Source organism: Streptomyces sp. NPDC127117 (assembly GCF_042677325.1).
In the GTDB taxonomy this organism is placed as follows: Bacteria; Actinomycetota; Actinomycetes; order Streptomycetales; family Streptomycetaceae; genus Streptomyces.
This window is the reverse complement of record NZ_JBHXTM010000009.1, coordinates 96,981-113,603: the sequence shown is the minus strand read 5'-3', so window position 1 is coordinate 113,603 and position 16,623 is coordinate 96,981. Positions and strand designations below refer to the sequence as shown.

Annotated in this window: 14 protein-coding genes; 9 read left to right on the top strand and 5 right to left on the bottom strand. The window is 72.4% G+C overall.

What is annotated here, in order from left to right:
* Positions 1-2: 2 nt before the first annotated feature.
* Positions 3-746, bottom strand: coding sequence for an enoyl-CoA hydratase family protein (locus ACFVH0_RS11060; protein ID WP_385819285.1), 744 nt, complete (start codon positions 744-746; stop codon positions 3-5).
* 86 nt (positions 747-832) lie between these two features.
* Here ACFVH0_RS11060 and ACFVH0_RS11055 point away from each other — a divergent pair, with 86 nt between their 5' ends.
* Both ACFVH0_RS11055 and ACFVH0_RS11050 read left to right on the top strand, forming a co-directional pair.
* Positions 833-1,744 carry an SDR family oxidoreductase gene (locus ACFVH0_RS11055; RefSeq protein ID WP_385819284.1) on the top strand — a complete coding sequence of 304 codons (912 nt, stop codon included), beginning with the start codon at positions 833-835 and terminating at the stop codon, positions 1,742-1,744.
* Between the two features lie 242 nt (positions 1,745-1,986).
* Positions 1,987-3,246: an NADH:flavin oxidoreductase gene (locus tag ACFVH0_RS11050; RefSeq protein ID WP_385819283.1), complete on the top strand. Its 1,260-nt coding sequence runs from the start codon at positions 1,987-1,989 to the stop codon at positions 3,244-3,246.
* A 60-nt stretch (positions 3,247-3,306) separates the two neighbouring features.
* Here ACFVH0_RS11050 and ACFVH0_RS11045 read toward each other — a convergent pair whose 3' ends face one another.
* Positions 3,307-4,215: a hypothetical protein gene (locus ACFVH0_RS11045; protein WP_385819282.1), complete on the bottom strand. Its 909-nt coding sequence runs from the start codon at positions 4,213-4,215 to the stop codon at positions 3,307-3,309.
* A 242-nt stretch (positions 4,216-4,457) separates the two neighbouring features.
* On the opposite strand from ACFVH0_RS11045, the gene ACFVH0_RS11040 reads away from it, so the two are divergent.
* Positions 4,458-5,234, top strand: coding sequence for a S1 family peptidase (locus ACFVH0_RS11040; RefSeq protein WP_385819281.1), 777 nt, complete (start codon positions 4,458-4,460; stop codon positions 5,232-5,234).
* Positions 5,235-5,258: 24 nt separating this feature from the next.
* Here the strand turns inward: ACFVH0_RS11040 and ACFVH0_RS11035 are convergent, their stop codons facing one another.
* Complete coding sequence (locus tag ACFVH0_RS11035) at positions 5,259-7,064, bottom strand: beta-galactosidase family protein (RefSeq protein WP_385819280.1); 1,806 nt, start codon at positions 7,062-7,064, stop codon at positions 5,259-5,261.
* A 235-nt stretch (positions 7,065-7,299) separates the two neighbouring features.
* Here ACFVH0_RS11035 and ACFVH0_RS11030 point away from each other — a divergent pair, with 235 nt between their 5' ends.
* Both ACFVH0_RS11030 and ACFVH0_RS11025 read left to right on the top strand, forming a co-directional pair.
* A complete protein-coding gene (locus tag ACFVH0_RS11030; protein WP_385819279.1) occupies positions 7,300-8,190 on the top strand; it encodes a helix-turn-helix domain-containing protein in 891 nt (296 codons plus the stop codon).
* Between the two features lie 11 nt (positions 8,191-8,201).
* Positions 8,202-8,528 carry a chorismate mutase gene (locus ACFVH0_RS11025; RefSeq protein WP_360540662.1) on the top strand — a complete coding sequence of 109 codons (327 nt, stop codon included), beginning with the start codon at positions 8,202-8,204 and terminating at the stop codon, positions 8,526-8,528.
* Here the strand turns inward: ACFVH0_RS11025 and ACFVH0_RS11020 are convergent.
* Positions 8,473-9,285 (bottom strand): hypothetical protein, encoded by an 813-nt coding sequence (locus ACFVH0_RS11020; protein ID WP_385819278.1) that lies wholly within the window; start codon positions 9,283-9,285, stop codon positions 8,473-8,475. The genes ACFVH0_RS11025 and ACFVH0_RS11020 overlap by 56 nt on opposite strands.
* A gap of 105 nt (positions 9,286-9,390) precedes the next feature.
* Complete coding sequence (locus tag ACFVH0_RS11015) at positions 9,391-10,218, bottom strand: PP2C family protein-serine/threonine phosphatase (protein WP_385819277.1); 828 nt, start codon at positions 10,216-10,218, stop codon at positions 9,391-9,393.
* Between the two features lie 53 nt (positions 10,219-10,271).
* On the opposite strand from ACFVH0_RS11015, the gene ACFVH0_RS11010 reads away from it, so the two are divergent.
* The 4 genes from ACFVH0_RS11010 to ACFVH0_RS10995 all read left to right on the top strand — a co-directional run bounded on the left by ACFVH0_RS11010 (position 10,272) and on the right by ACFVH0_RS10995 (position 16,593).
* Entirely contained in the window at positions 10,272-10,916 is a 645-nt protein-coding gene (locus ACFVH0_RS11010) for an SMI1/KNR4 family protein (RefSeq protein WP_385819276.1), read from the top strand.
* A 79-nt stretch (positions 10,917-10,995) separates the two neighbouring features.
* A complete protein-coding gene (gene pepN, locus ACFVH0_RS11005; protein ID WP_385819275.1) occupies positions 10,996-13,500 on the top strand; it encodes an aminopeptidase N in 2,505 nt (834 codons plus the stop codon).
* A gap of 271 nt (positions 13,501-13,771) precedes the next feature.
* On the top strand, positions 13,772-15,181 hold the full coding sequence (locus tag ACFVH0_RS11000) for a pyridoxal phosphate-dependent decarboxylase family protein (protein WP_385819274.1): 1,410 nt from the start codon (positions 13,772-13,774) through the stop codon (positions 15,179-15,181).
* On the top strand, positions 15,178-16,593 hold the full coding sequence (locus tag ACFVH0_RS10995) for a lysine N(6)-hydroxylase/L-ornithine N(5)-oxygenase family protein (protein WP_385819273.1): 1,416 nt from the start codon (positions 15,178-15,180) through the stop codon (positions 16,591-16,593). The genes ACFVH0_RS11000 and ACFVH0_RS10995 overlap by 4 nt, the downstream gene beginning before the upstream one ends.
* The last annotated feature ends 30 nt before the right edge of the window (positions 16,594-16,623 follow it).

Here is a 16,623-nt window from a genome sequence, read left to right as displayed (position 1 = left end):
GGTCATGCCTCCTTGCCGAAGGTCTCGCGTACGCGGTCGGCGACCCCGCTGAGGTTGGCCTCGAAGGTGAAGCCCTGCTCGAAGCGGTAGCTGCGGCGTACGTCCACCGGGTCGATGCCGTTGATGGCGGCCTTGGCCAGCCGGATCAGATATCCATCCTTGCTGGCTATCTCGCCCGCCAACTCCAGGGCGGCGCCGTGGAGTTCGTCGCGCGGTACGACCTTCCAGACGGAGCCGTGGGCGTGCAGTTCGGCGGCGGTGGCGGTGCGCGAGGTGTAGTAGAGCGCCCGCATCAGGTGCTGGGGCACCAGCCGGGCCAGATGGGTCGCCGCGCCGAGCGCGCCCCGGTCCAGCTCGGGCAGACCGAACGTGGCGTCGTCGCTCGCCACGATCGCGTCCGCGTTGCCGACCAGGCCGATGCCGCCGCCGAGACAGAAGCCGTTCACCGCGGCGACGACCGGGACCTCGCACTCGTAGACGGCGGCGAACGCCTCGTAGCAGCCGCGGTTGGCGCCGATCAGGGTGGTGTGCCCGGTGTCGCGCTGCATCTCCTTGATGTCGACGCCCGCGTTGAACCCGCGCCCGGTGGCGGCCAGCACGACGCAGCGGACCTCGGGATCGCGGCCCGCCGCGCGCAGCGCGTCGGCGAGGTCGTACCAGCCCTGCACGGGAAGCGCGTTGACGGGCGGATGGTCGACGGTGACGAGCCGGATGCCCTTGCCGGGACTTGTGGTGGAGACACCCATGAGCGAATCAGCTACCTTTCCACCAAACATTTGTTAGGTGTGGAAGGTAGCAGCCTGCCCCCGCATCGCCAACAAGGAGGCGAGTGATGACCGGTCTGTGCGACGGCCGTGTGGTGATCGTGACGGGTGCGGGGCGGGGCCTCGGCCGGGCCCATGCGCTCGCCTTCGCCGCCGAGGGCGCGAAGGTGGTCGTCAATGATCTGGGGGTCGGTCCCGGCGGCGACGGCGGCTCCCTCGGCCCGGCGCAACTGGTGGTCGACGAGATCGTGGCGGCGGGCGGCGAGGCGGTCGCCCACGGGGGCGACATCGCCACGACCGAAGGGGCCGGCTCGCTGGTCGCGGCCGCGCTGGAGAGTTTCGGGCGGCTGGACACCCTGGTCAACAACGCGGGGTTCCTGCGCGACCGGATGCTGGTGAATCTGGACGAGGACGACTGGGACGCCGTGATGCGGGTCCATCTCAAGGGGCACTTCCTGCCGTTGCGGCACGCGGCGGCGCACTGGCGGGCCGAGGCGAAGGCGGGCCGCGCACCGGTCGCCCGGGTGATCAACACCAGCTCCGGCGCGGGGCTGCTCGGCAGCGTCGGCCAGGGCAACTACTCCGCCGCGAAGGCCGGGATCGTCGGCCTGACGCTGGTCGCCGCCGAGGAGACGGGCCGGTACGGGGTCCAGGTCAACGCGATCGCTCCGGCGGCCCGGACCCGGATGACCGAGCAGACGTTCGCGCAGGCGATGGCGGCGCCGGGGGAGGGCGGGTTCGACGCGATGGCCCCGGAGAACGTGTCCCCGCTGGTGGTGTGGCTCGGCTCGGCCGCGAGCGACGGGGTGACCGGGCGGGTCTTCGAGGTGGAGGCCGGGCGGATCACTGTCATGGAGGGCTGGCGGCCCGGCCCCACCGCGGACCGGGGCGCTCGATGGGCGCCGGGGGAGGCGGGGGAGGCGGTACGGAAACTGCTCGCCCGGGCGGAGCCGGCGCAGCCGGTGTACGGGGCGCGGTAGGCCGGCCGCCGCCGATCGCGTCCCGGACCCGTGGCCGATCGCGTCTTGGACCCGCCGCCGACCGCGCCGTCGCGCCCTTGGCTGTCGGGTGGTCGTCCGCCCTGGGGGTGTTCGTTTCCCCGGCTGTCTCGTCGTCGTCCGCCCTGCGGGTGTTCGTGCTTCTGGCCCTGCCGGAGTCCGCCGCCGGCCCCGCCCGGCCCCGTCGTTCACGTCCAACGTCGTCGCACACACCGGAGACCGGCATGCCTTCACCGTCCCCCGCCCCCGTACCGACCGCACCGGACCCCTTCACGCCCGCGCGCCTGGGGCCCCTCGTCCTCCGCAATCGCGTCATCAGGTCCGCCACCTTCGAGGGCGTGACACCCGACGGCCTGGTCACCGACGAACTGATCGCGTACCACCGCCGGCCCGCCGCCGGCGGAGTGGGCATGACCACCGTCGCGTACTGCGCCGTCGCCCCCGAGGGCCGCACCGAGCGCCGTCAGATCTGGATGCGCCCCGAGGCGGTGCCGGGGCTGCGCCGGCTCACCGATGCCGTGCACCGTGAGGGGGCCGCGATCAGTGCCCAGCTCGGCCATGCGGGACCGGTCGCCGACGCGCGTTCCAACCGGCTCCCGGCACTCGCCCCCGGACGGTTCCTCAGCCCGCTCGGCATGCGGATGACACGGGCGGCGACCGTCGAGGACATCGCCGGGGTCGTCCGCGCCCACGCCACGGCCGCCCGGCTGGCCGTCGAGTCCGGATTCGACGCGGTCGAACTGCACTTCGGCCACAATTACCTGGCCAGTTCGTTCCTCAGCCGCCGCCTCAACCACCGCGACGACGCCTACGGGGGCAGCCTCGCCAACCGTGCCAAGGTCGCTCTCGGTATCGCCCGCGCCGTTCGCGACGAGGTCGGCGACACCATCGCGATCACCGCCAAGCTCAACATGGACGACGGGGTGCCCGGAGGTTTCTGGCTCGACGAGAGCCTTCAAGTCGCCCGCCGGCTCCAGGAGGACGGCACGGTCGATGCCCTCGAACTGACCGCCGGGAGTTCTCTGTTCAATCCGATGTATCTGTTCCGCGGCGACGCGCCGCTCACCGAGTTCGCCGCGGCCTTCCCCTGGCCGGCTCGTCTGGGCATACGCCTGGCCGGTGGCAGATTCCTGCGCTCCTACCCCTACGAAGAGGCGTTCCTGCTGCCCTCGGCGCGTCAGTTCAGGGCCGCGCTGAGCCTCCCGCTGATCCTGCTCGGCGGCATCACCCGCCGGGCGACCGTCGAGCAGGCCATGGCGGAGGGATTCGAGTACGTGGCCATGGCCCGCGCCCTGCTGCGCGAACCGGACCTGGTGAACCGCATGAGGGCGCAGCCGGAGGTGCGCTCCCTGTGCATCCATTGCAACAAGTGCATGCCCACGATCTACACCGGAACCCATTGCCCCATCGCGGGGCCCCCGCCGGACCGTCCGTCGCGCCGCTCGCGGACAGCGGCCGACGACTCCCCCCGCACAACGGACTGACCCGGACGAAGGCCCGCTCCGTGCGCCGCCGCGGGGGACGGAGCCGCACTCCCGCCCGGTTCAGGTCTCGCAGTCCAGGACCGTACGGCACAGCCCGCAGCGGGCCCGCACCCGTCCGCGCACCGGTACGCGGACGCGCTGGTGGCAGACGGGGCAGGCGAAGGAGACCCGGAGCCCCTGCGGTCCGTTCCCGAAGGCGTACGGGGCACCGGGGGCCGGGGGCGTGTCCGGGTGGTCCCGGGCGTGCCGCCGGTCCCTGGCGTAGCGGCGGCGGCCCGCCCATCCGGCGGCCGCCAGGGGCGGCTGCCGGACGTCCTGGAGCGCCCGGGCGCGCCCCTTCTCGTACGCCGTGTACGCCTGCGGGCTGGTGAACCACGGTGACGGGTCCTCGTCGAAGGCGAACGCCCGCTTGGCGAGGACGTATCCGAACTCCTCCGGGGTGAGGTAGCCGAGCTTCTGGCTGGAGACCCGGTCCTCGCGGAAGGCGTCGAGCAGCAGCCACCCCGCGCCCAGGTACGTGGTCACGGTGTCGGTGAGGATCTCGTTGTCCCGAGTGCCGGGGAACTCCAGGCCGAGGCGGTGCAGCAGCACATGCGTGACCTCGTGCGAGAGTGCGGCGCCGATGTCCCTGCGGTGGCTGCGGAAGCGGTCGTTGAGCTCGACGAAGTACTCGGGTCCGGCGGTCAGTTCGACCGCGGCGGCGTGCTCCATCGCGCGGAAGCCGACGATCATGCGGGCGTCCGGCAGATGGAGATGCCGCACCACCGCCCGGGCCACCCGCTGGGTGCCGAGGTACAGATCGTCCTGGTCGCCGAAGGCGGCGTCGACGGGGGCGAGGCTCGTGGCGTAACCGCGGACGCCGTCGTACGACAGCCGCCGGTACAGCGCGGTGATCGCGGACCGGACCGTTTCGAGGTGCGGGAAACCGTGGACCACCGGGCTGCCGGCGCTCCGGCTGCTGTCCGCCACGTGCCACCCCCGTCCGCGAGGTCCGACCGGCTTTCACTGTAGCCGCAGGACCGCAGATGATCTTGGCCGGAAAGTGATCCTTGTGGGGGTCGTGATCATTTCCCGATAATCCGAATCACGCCTTTGTCGGGAGCATGACTATCGGTGCGGTGCCTGCCGCCCGTGGTCGGCACCCGGCCCGGGCGGCAGGCACTCCCCACAAGTACCCCCCACAAGCACCCCCCACGAAAGAAGGCAGTCTCTTGAAGCAGCTTCTGCGTGCCGTGAAGAGATGTTCCGTCATAGCCGCCGTGGTTCTCGCGGCCGTCAGCCTCCAGCCCGCCGGAGCCTCCGCGGCTCCCCAGCCGGTCGTCGGCGGAACCCGCGCCGCCCAGGGTGAATTCCCGTTCATGGTCCGGCTGTCGATGGGCTGCGGCGGTGCCCTCTACGCCAAGGACATCGTCCTCACCGCCGCGCACTGCGTGGACGGCTCGGGCAACAACACCTCCATCACCGCCACCGCGGGCGTCGTCGACCTGCAGTCCGCCGGCGCGGTCAAGGTCAAGTCCACCAAGGTCCTCCAGGCCCCCGGCTACAACGGCGCGGGCAAGGACTGGGCGCTCATCAAGCTCGCCAAGCCCATCGACCTGCCGACCCTGAAGATCGCCACCACCACCGCGTACAACAACGGCGACTTCACCATCGCCGGCTGGGGCGCGGCCACCGAGGGCGGCGCCCAGCAGCGCTACCTGCTCAAGGCCTCCGTGCCCTTCGTCTCCGACGCCGACTGCGAGGCCGCGTACGGCAGCGACCTCGTCCCCGGTGACGAGATCTGCGCCGGGCTGCTCGACACCGGCGGCGTCGACACCTGCCAGGGCGACTCCGGCGGCCCCATGTTCCGCAAGGACAACGCCGGAGCCTGGATCCAGGTCGGCATCGTCAGCTGGGGCCAGGGCTGCGCCGAGCCCGGCTACCCCGGCGTGTACAGCGAGGTCTCGACCTTCGCCGCCAACATCGCGTCCGCGGCAGCCACGCTCTGACCCGGCCCCGGCCGGTTCGGTGAGTCACATCCGAACGTCCCCGGGGGTGTCCGTCCTGACGGGCACCCCCGGGCCCAGCTCCGCGTACGGCGCGCCCGCGCCCTCCAGTTCCAGCACCCACACCTCGTTGGCGCCCTCCCGCAGCACCGGCCCCGGCACGTACAGCGTCCGCTGCGCGCCCAGCGACCAGTAGCGCCCGAGGCAGAAGCCGTTCACCCAGACGAACCCGCGCGTCCAGCCGGGCAGTTCGAGCCCGGCGTGACCGGTGCCGGCCGCCCCGGCGACCTCGAAGGTCCCCCGGAACAACCCGGTGGAACCGGCCCCCTCGGCGCCGGCGAACGCCACCCCGGCCACCGCGTCCGGCTTCTCGAACGCCTCCAGCCGCAGCGCCCGCGCCCGCACCCCGTGCAGGAACTGCCGCTCGTGGCGCACCCCGCCGGTGATCCCCTTGGGCTCACCGAGCCGCGGCCCGTAATTGACCCGGCCCAGCGACTCCACCCACAGCTCGACCTCCGCGGGCCCGGCCACCGGCTCGTCCAGCGCGTTGTTCTCCTCGGTGAGCACCCCCTCCCGGACCCCGTTCACGTACACCACGGCCCGGTCCCGGAGCCCCGTCACGTCCAGGGCGTACGGCCGGCGCGGGCCGGGAACCGCCACCCGGTAGCGGACCAGCCCCCGGTCGACGCCCAGCTCCTCGAAGGTCGGCGGAACACCGGACGGCGCCGCCTCCTCGTCGCCCAGCGCGTCCAGTACGGCATCCAGCGGCGCCCAGTCGGTCAGCTCGGCCCGCACCGGAGCCGCGAGTCCGACCGGCTCCGGCGGAAGCTCCGGGAGCGGCCCGTCCGCGTACTCGGCGAGCACCTCGCGGAACAGCCGGAACTTCTCCGTGGGGCGGCCGTACTCGTCGATCGGCGCGTCGTAGTCGTACGACGTCACCGTCGGCAGGAAGTCCTGGTCCTGGATCGGGCCGGACCGGTTCGCCCCCGCCCACCCGGCGAAGTTCGTCCCCCCGTGCGCCATGTAGATGTTCACCGAAGCCCCGCACTCCAGGATCTCCCGCAGCGCCTCGGTGGCCTGTGCCGGCTTCCGCACGATCGGCTCGGCGCCCCAGTGCTCGAACCAACCGCACCAGAACTCCATGCACATCAGCGGCCCCTTCGGCTGATGGCGGCGCAGCACCTCGAACGCCTCCCGGGCACCCGACCCGAAGTTCGCCGTGGCCAGCAGACCCGGCACCGAGCCGCCGGTGAGCATGTGGTCCTCCGGCCCGTCGGAGGTGAACAGCGGCACGGTCACCCCGCGCTCGCGCAGCATCCCGGCCACCCGCCGCAGATAGACCTGATCGGAGCCGTAGCTGCCGTACTCGTTCTCCGCCTGGACCATGATCACCGGCCCGCCGCGCCCTGTCTGCCGCTGCACCACCTGCGGCAGCAGCGCACCGAACCACCGCTCCACGGCGCCCAGGTACTCCTCGTCACGGGACCGCACCCGCCGGCCGAACCGCCCCGTCACCCAGACCGGCAGGCCACCGTTCTCCCACTCGGCGCAGATGTACGGCCCCGGCCGGACGATCGCCCAGAGCCCGGCCCGCTGTGCCGCGTCCAGGAACCGGCCGAGCGCCGCCACGTCCCGGAACCGGCCGGGCTGCGGCTCGTGCAGATTCCACGGCACATACGTCTCGACGCAGTTGAGCCCCATGGCGCGCAGCATCGACAGGCGGTGATCCCACTGCGCCTCGTGCACCCGGAAGTAGTGCAGGGCCCCCGACAGCAGCCGTACGGGCTTCCCGTCGATCCGGAAGTGGTCGTCCCCCACGGTGAAGTCAGCCATCGTGCTCGTACTCTCCTGTGCGTGCGGCCCCCGGAACCGCAGCCCGGGCCCGTACGACAGCACGCACCACGGAGCGGGCGAACCCGGGAGGAATGTTGCCACCACCTTCGCCCCCTGGCGTCCGGCCGGTCCATGGACAAAGATCACTGCTGTTTGGACACAATTGTTCGGATCGATTGTTCGGACCTACGTGAGAAATTCGGACCTACGTGAGAAAGGGGAGGAAGGGAGGCCGATGTACCACACCTGGATGCGTTTCTTCACTCCCAGCCCGCTCCACCACCGGCTGGGCCTCGTCTGCCTGGGCGTGGGACTCCAGCACGGCGCGCTGCCGACCGTCGGCCCCCGCACCCTGGACCACCACGTGGCCGTCGTCATCAACTCCGGCAGCGGCTGGTTCACCGGACCCGACGGCCGCCGGGTGCCCGTCACCGCCCCCAGCCTGATCTGGCTGACCCCCGGCACCCCGCACCACTACGGCGCCGATCCGGGCACCGGCTGGGACGAGAGCTTCGTCGACTTCACCGGCCCCGCAACCGCCACCTACACCGAGCTGGGCTACATCGAGCCCGACCGCCCGCTCGTCCCGCTCGCCGACACGGCGGGCCCCCGTGCCGCGATCGGACGGATCGTACGCGCGGCACGGCGCGGCAACCCGCTGCTGGAGGTCGAGAGCGGCGCCGCCGTCCACGAACTCCTCGTCGCCCTGCGCCGGGCCCGCGCCGATGTCAGCCCCGACGGCGACCCCGTGCTCCAGGCCCTGGCCCGCGATGCCTTCCAGCCGTTGTCGGTCGCCGAGCACGCGGCCCGGCACGGCATGACCCCCGCCGAACTGCGCACGGCGGTGCGCCGGGGCGCCGGGTGCAGCCCCAAGGACTACCTCCTCGGCATCCGGCTCGGCCGCGCCAAGGAGCTCCTCGCCGCCACCGATCTGCCGGTCGCCGCCGTCGCCCGGCGCGTCGGCTACGACGATCCGGCGTACTTCTCCCGCCTCTTCGCCCGCCGGGTCGGCGCCGCCCCGGTCCGCTTCCGCGAGCAGCAGGGCCGCAATGTGCCCGGCGGCTGGAGCGACCGGGTTCCGGACCCGGACCACCCACCGACGATCACCCCACCGGACAGGCCCTAAGCTCGCTGACCATGACCACCAGGGACATCGACGAGTCCGTGAGCGCGGAACTGAACCGGCTGCGCGAGAGCATCGACAACATTGACGCCGCCGTTGTCCACATGCTCGCCGAGCGCTTCAAGTGCACCCAGCAGGTCGGCCACCTCAAGGCCGCCCATCACCTCCCGCCGGCCGACCCGGCCCGCGAGAGCAGGCAGATCGAACGGCTGCGGCAGCTGGCGGAGAGCGCGCATCTGGATCCGGCCTTCGCCGAGAAGCTGCTGAACTTCATCGTGGCGGAGGTCATCCGCCACCACGAGCGGATCGCGGAGGAGTCGGCGACGAACGGGGAGGCGTGAGCGCCGGGGTTCGAGGACCCGCCGGCCGGCGTGACCTGCGCCATGACCGCACCGCCCAGGCACTCAGGAGCAGCCCGAGACCCGTGGCCAGTACGACGAGCCCGGCCCCCGCCGACTCGTTGACGTGATCACCGTTGCCCTGGGGTTCGGGCAGTCCGGCGGCTGCCCGGTCGGGGAGGAACAGCAGCCCCACCCCCACCAGGGCCGGCACCGCCCAGCCGAACCGTTCGCGGTGCGGGCACCGGGCCGACACCACAGCGCCCACGGTCAGCAGCACCGCGCAGCCGAACGCCGGCAGCACCGTGTACGTCAGCCACTCGGACAGCAACGGCCGCCAGTACCACTCCGATTCCGGCCTCGGCCCGTCGAAGTAGTACAGGGTCCGCGGCTGCGGCTCACCCAGGAAGTCCCGGAGAGTGCCGGGCACCAGACCGCCCAGCAGCCCTCCGGAGAACACGAGCCCCGCGAACCGCGCCGCCGCCCCGCCGCCCGCCCGCCACCGGTCCGCCGGAACGAAGCGGAGCACCAACACGGCACACCAGCCGGCCAGCAGCCCCAGGAACACACCCTTGACCGCCCCGTGGCCGACCGGGATCCAGACGTTCCAGGGATAGTTCTGCGTATGCGCGGCCCGCCGGCTTCCCGCGAGACACCAGGCGACCGCACCCGCCGCCACACCCCACGGCGCGACCCCGACGACCCACCGCCGCTCCCCGCCGGAGCCCTGCCCGTCCACCTGCTGCACCGCTTCGGACACCGTCCGCCCCATCCGCTCCCACACTCCCGCCCGGCACCGGGCGACAGCGCCCGTCGCCACGCGGGACGCGGCAGCCCGCCCGCACGGTTGCACGATCCGGCCCGGCTACGACCCGGCCACCGGCACGCCGGGCGGACCGGGGACGACGGGGAGGAGCACCACCGTCACGTTGTCGTGGCCGCCCGCCTCCAGGGCGTACCCCACCAGAGACCGCGCCTCTTCCGGAACGCCACCACCGGCCGGACGACGTCCGAGCACATCCCGCAGCTCGGCGGCGCCGGGCAGACAGCGCCAGAGCCCATCGGTGCACAGCAGCAGTCGGCCGGGCACCGAGGGCCGGTAGCTCCGGACGCGCGGTGCCGGATCACCGGCGTCGGCCCCCAACCACGCGGAGAGCGCCTCGTGTTCGCCCGTGTCGTCCTCGGTCAGCGCCGACCCCGGCCCCTCGTCGGGCAGCCAGTAGGCGCGGCTGTCACCGATCCAGGCGCTCCAGACACCCTCGGGGCCCGCGATGCCGGCGACGAACGTACAGGCGGGCGCGGCCTCCACCGACTCCGCCAGTCCGACGACGGCGCGCCCCGCCCGCACGGCCGCGTCGTCGAGCGCACGCTCCGGCAGCACACCCTCCCGCAACCGCGCCACCAGCACGTTCAGCCCGACCTCGGCCGCGACCCGGGCCGCCCGCTCCGACCGCGGCGACATGGACACCCCGTCGCAGACGACCGCGGCCGTCCATGCGCCGACCGTGGCCAGCGCCATCGCGTCCGCGTTGACACCCCGGTGCCTGCCCCGGTCACTGACCCCCGCCGCACCACTGCCCGTCGTGATCTCCACCCGCGAACGGAACGACGGCTGGGCACCACCGCAGTCCCAGCAGTGGCCGTCGGGAGCGACCGTTCCGCCGCACAGGACACACTCCGTGATCTCGCTCATCAGCCGCGCATTCTGCCAGAACGGCTGTCGGTGGCCCCGCGTACTGTTCAGCCATGCCGGACACAGAGCGGGACGAGCCCGCACCCGGGTTCCGCCCCGCACTTCACCCGTGGCGCGATCTGCTCCAACGCTGGAGCGACGAATGGCTCGACCCGGTCCTGCACGAGCAGGAGCGCTCCGAGCCCTTTCCGGACGAGGTACGGGCGGCCCGCTGGCTGGGATCGGCGGGTGCGACGCCGCAGGAGCTCGCGGCGCTCGAAGCGCGACTGGGTGCCGTACTCCCGCCCGGCTACCGGGAGTTCCTGCGGACCAGTGACGGGTGGCTCGACACCACGAGCGAGATCCGGCGGCTCCTGCCCGTACGGGAGATCGGCTGGGTCAGGGATCTCGACCCGGAGCTGATCGAGGGCTGGACCGGCGGCGGGGAACCGGACGACGTCCCCGACGAGGAGTACCTCGTCTACGGCGACGAGCAGGAACCCTGGGCCTTCCGGACCGAGTACCTGAGCGATCTGCTCAAGATCAGCCACACCCCCGGGGCAATGGACGTCTACCTGCTCAACCCGCGCGTCGTCACCCCCGACGGCGAGTGGGAGGCCTGGTACGTCGCCCACTGGCTGCCCGGAGCGGTCCGCTACCGGTCCTTCCGGGACCTCATGCACGACGAGTACCGGAGGTTCCGCGGCGAGTGGGGGTGACCGCCCGCCCCGGCGGAGGTCGCTCAGCCGTGCGAGAACCCGGCTGCGGGCCGTCCACCGCGTACGGCAGCATGGACACATGTCCGTACTGACGCGCGACGAAGCGCAGACCCGAGCCAAGTTCCTCGACGTACACCGGTACTCGATCGACCTAGATCTGACCACGGGGGAGGAGACCTTCGACTCCCGCACCGTCATCCAGTTCACCGCGGCCGCGGCCGGAGACACCTTCGTCGAGCTCAAGCCCGCCACTCTGCGCTCGATCAGCCTCGACGGACACCCCCTCGACCCCGCCGACCTCGTCGAGAACCGCTTCCCCCTCACCGCGCTCACCCCCGGCACCCACGAGCTGCGCATCGACGCCGCCATGCGCTACTCCCGCACCGGCGAAGGCATGCACCGCTTCACCGACCCGACCGACGGTGAGACGTACGCCTACACCCAGCTCTTCATGGAAGACGTCCAGCGCGTCTTCGCCGCGTTCGACCAGCCCGACCTCAAGTCCGTCTTCGCGCTCACCGTCACCGCCCCCGAGGGCTGGACCGTCCTCGGCAACGGCATCGCCGAACACCGGGGCGACGGCCACTGGACCCTGGCCGCCACCCCGCTCATCTCCACCTACCTCGTCGCCGTCGCCGTCGGCCCCTGGCACTCCGTGACCACCGAACACGCCGGACTGCCCTTCGGCATCCACTGCCGACGCTCCCTGGCCCCGTACCTCGACGCGGACGCCGACGAGATCCTCGACATCACCCGGGCCTGCTTCGACCGCTTCCACGAGAAGTTCGAGGAGCCCTACCCCTTCGACTCCTACGACCAGGCGTTCGTCCCCGAGTTCAACGCCGGCGCCATGGAGAACCCCGGACTCGTCACCTTCCGCGACGAATTCGTCTACCGCTCCGCCGTCACCGACACCGAGCGCCAGACCCGCGGCATGGTGATCGCCCACGAGATGGCCCACATGTGGTTCGGCGACCTCGTCACCCTCGCCTGGTGGGACGACATCTGGCTCAACGAGTCCTTCGCCGAGTACATGGGCTACCAGACCCTCGCCGAAGCCACCCGCTTCACCGACACCTGGGTCGACTTCGGCGTCGCCCGCAAGGGCTGGGGCTACGACGCCGACCAGCGTCCCTCCACCCATCCCGTCGCCCCGGACCCGGCCGCCGTCCCCGACACCGCGTCGGCGATGCTCAACTTCGACGGCATCTCCTACGCCAAGGGCGCGTCCGCCCTGCGCCAACTCGTCGCCTGGCTCGGCGAGAAGGACTTCCTGGCCGGCATCAACACCCACTTCGCCCGCCACAAGTTCGCCAACGCCACCCTCGCCGACTTCATCGACAACCTCGCATCGGCCACCGACCGCGACGTCCACGCCTGGGCCGACGCCTGGCTGCGCACCACCGGGGTCGACACCCTCACCCCCCGCGTCGAGGAGTCCGACGGCAACTGGACCCTCGCCGTCGACCGCGACGGCAGCCGCCCCCACCGCATCGCCGTCGGCGCCTACGACCAGGCCCCGGACGCGGTCACCGGCACCGAGCGGCTCGTCCTGCGCGAGCGGTTCGAGATCGACGTCCCCCACGACGGCACTCCCGACGCGCGCCCCGGCAGCCGCCCCGCGCTCCTCGTACTCAACGACGGCGACCTCAGCTACGCCAAGGTCCGCCTCGACGCCCGGTCCTGGGAATCCGTCGTCTCCGGACTCTCCGGCGTCCCCGACGCCCTGACCCGCGCCGTCATCTGGAACACCGCCCGCGACATGGTCCGCGACGGCGAACTCGCCCCCGCCGCCTACCTCGAAGCGGCCCGCGCCCACCTGCCGCACGAGACCGACCTCGCCCTCGCCCAGGGCGTTCTCGCCTTCGCCGGCGCCTACGTCGCGGACCGCTACGTGAGCCCCGAGGACCGCCCCGCGGCCCTCACCACCCTCACCGCCCTGTGCCGTGACCTCATCCGCCGCACCGAGGACGGCCACAACCCGGGCCTGCGCCTCATCGCCGTACGCCACCTCATCGACGCCGCCACCCAGCCCGACACCATCCAGGACTGGCTCACCAACGGCACGGTCCCCGGCGGACCCGAACTCGACCCCGAGCTGCGCTGGCGCATCCTCACCCGCCTCGCCGTCCTCGGCGCCGTCGACGAGGCCACCATCGCCGCCGAACTCGAACAGGACCCCAGCGCCACCGGACAGGAGGGTGCCGCCCGCTGCCGCGCCGCCCTCCCCACTCCGGAGGCCAAGGCCGCCGCCTGGCAGGCCCTGTTCAACGACGACGGCCTCTCCAACTACCTGTTCACCGCCGTCGCCCAGGGCTTCTGGCAGCCCGAACAGGCCGACCTCGTACGGGACTACGTGCCCCGCTACTACCCCGAGGCCACCGCACTCGCCGCCCGCCGGGGCCCCGCCATCGCGGAGGCCGCGGGACGTTACGCCTTCCCGGCGTACGCGGTCGACGCCGAGAACCTCCGCCTCGGCGAACAGGCCCTCGGAGACCAGACCCTCATCCCCGCCCTGCACCGCAGGCTCACCGACCAGATCGACGACCTGCGCCGCGCCCTCGACGTACGCAACGCCCACTGATCGGCCGACCGACCGGGCCGCGGGGCAGACGACCCGCACCCACACCACCCGCACCACCCGTGCCCGGCGCCCCCACCACAGGGGACGCCGGGCACACCCGCATCCGGAGCCACACCCATACCACCGGAACTCCCCGCGACGTCCCGCACCGCACCACCCGTCCCCCTTTCGAGTTCACATCCCCCGGCTCCACGGCGGCGCCACCGGAAACCCGGACAAGCTGGCATGTCCACCCATGCCCGGCCACGCGCATCCGAAGGGCCCCCACGCCATGCCCACCCCACCCCCACTCCCGCCCCTCGCCGGAACCACCAGCGGCCCAGCCGCCCTGCGCCCCCTGATCGACACCGTCCTGACCGCGCTCCACGACGGAGCGCACCGACGCGACGGCCCCCTGCCCGCGGGCGGACCCGACGCCGTCACCCCACGGATGCGCACCGCCACCCACCCCGTCGTCCCCGACCACGGCACCGGCCCCCACGAGGCCCTGCGCACCCTGGTCACCGCCCTCACCGAAGGCGCCGCGGACCCCGCCGACCCCCTCTGCGCCGCCCACCTCCACACCCCGCCGCTGGCCCTCGCCGCCGCGGCCGACCTCGCCGCCTCGGCCCTCAACCCCTCCATGGACTCCTGGGACCAGGCCCCCGCCGCCTCCGCCCTGGAAGCCGACACCGTCGCCGCCCTGGCCGCCGAGGTCTACCCCGGCCGACCCACCCCGGACGCGCTCGTCACCACCGGCGGCACCGAGTCCAACCAACTCGCGCTCCTCCTCGCCCGCGAGCGCAACGGCCCCGTGCAGACCATCTGCGCCGCCAACGCCCACCACAGCATCACCCGCGCCGCCTGGCTCCTGGGGCTGCCCGAACCCGTCGTCATCCCCGCCCCCACCGGCGTCATGGACCTCGCCGCCCTGGAGGAGGCCCTCACCCGGCACCAGCGCCCGCTCCTGGTCACCGCCACCGCCGGCACCACCGACACCGGCCGGATCGACCCGCTCGCCGACATCGCCGACCTCTGCACCGCCCACGGCGCCGAACTCCACATCGACGCCGCCTACGGCGGTCCCCTCCTCTTCAGCCCCACCCACCGGGACAAGGTCCACGGCCTCGACCGCGCCGACAGCGTCACCCTCGACCTGCACAAACTCGGCTGGCAGCCGGCATCCGCGGGGATCCTCGCCGTCCCGCACCGCCACCACCTCGACCCGCTCCACCACCGGGCCTCCTACCTCAACGCCGAGGACGACACCGAAGCCGGTCTCCCCGACCTCCTCGGCCGCTCGCTGCGCACCACCCGGCGCCCCGACGCACTCAAGATCGCCGTCACCCTCCGGGCGCTCGGCCGTTCCGGACTCGCCGACCTCGTCGACCGCACCCTCGCCGCCGCCCACCACCTCGCCGACCTCATCGACGAAACCCCCACCCTCGACCTCTACGACCGCCCCACCATCAGCACCGTCCTCTTCCGCCCCACCGGCGCCGACGACACCACCGTCGCCACCATCCGCCGCACCCTCCTCACCCGGGGACGCGCCGTGCTCGGCCGCGCCCACACCGGCGACCGCCTCTGGCTCAAGGCCACCCTCCTCAACCCCCACACCACCACCCAGGACCTGCGCACACTCCTCGACCTCGTCGACCGGCTCACCAACGATCTCGCGGAAGGCAAGACCCCCCGATGACCGACCTCCCCACCCCCGACACCGACCAGCCACACGACCTCATCGGCATCGGCATCGGCCCCTTCAACCTCTCCCTCGCCGCCCTCGCCCACGGCGTACCCGCCGATCGCCCCCTCGCCGCGGCCTTCTACGAGCAACGCCCCGCCTTCCACTGGCACCCCGGCCTCCTCATCGACGGAGCCAGCCTCCAGGTCCCCTTCCTCGCCGACCTCGTCACCCTCGCCGACCCCGCCAGCCCCTGGACCTTCCTCAACTACCTGCGCGGCCGGGACCGTCTCTTCCCCTTCTATTTCGCCGAGCGCTTCCACATCCAACGCGCCGAGTACGACGCCTACTGCCGGTGGGTCACCGGCCAACTGCCCGGCCTCCACTTCAGCCACCAGGTCGACGCCGTCCGCTGGAACAACCAACGCAAGCTCTTCGAGATCGACTTCACCCAACTCGACGACGAGGGCGAGGCCGAGGCGCTCGGCCGCGCCCACACCCGCAACATCGCCCTCGGTATCGGCACCGAGCCGTACATCCCCGAGTTCTTCAAGCCCCTCACCGAGGCGGAGAACGTCCCCGTCATCCACTCCGCCGACTACCTCCACCACCGGCAGGAACTCCTCGAAGCCCCCCACATCACCGTCATCGGCTCCGGCCAGTCCGGCGCCGAGATCTTCCTCGATCTCCTGCGCGCCCGCCCCCAGGGCCACGAGAACCTCCACTGGCTCGCCCGCACCCAGGCATTCGCGCCCATGGAGTACTCGAAGCTCGGCCTCGAACACTTCACCCCGGACTACAGCCGCTACTTCCACGCCCTTCCCGAAGCGGTACGCGACGAGCTCGTCCCCCACCAGTGGCAGCTCCACAAGGGCATCGACGCCGACACCATCGCCGCCATCCACGACGAGCTCTACCGCCGCACCCTGCACGGCGGCTGGCCCGACACCACCCTCACCCCCGGGGTCTGCGTACGCACCGTCGGACGCGTCGCCAACACCCGCATCGAGCTCCACCTCGAACACACCCAGCAGAACACCCGCTCCCGCCTCACCACCGACGCCGTGGTCCTCGCCACCGGCTACCGCGAGCGCTCCCTCGACCGCATCCTCACCGGCCTCGACCCCTACATGCGCCGCGACGCCTCCGAACGCCCCCGCATCGACGACCGGTTCCGTCTCGTCCTCGACCCCACCGTCACCGGCAACGTCTACGTACAGAACGCCGAACGCCACACCCACGGCGTCGGCGCCCCCGACCTCGGACTGGCCGCCTGGCGCAGCGCCACCATCCTCAACGACCTCACCGGCACCAACCCCTACCCCCTCCCCGAACGCACCGCCTTCACCACCTTCGGGCTCACCCCGCAGGGCCCACGCGTCCCCACCCAGGGCCCCGACCTCATCCCCCTCGCCCGGAACAACTGACACCCACCCCCCACAGCAGGCGGCCGCCCC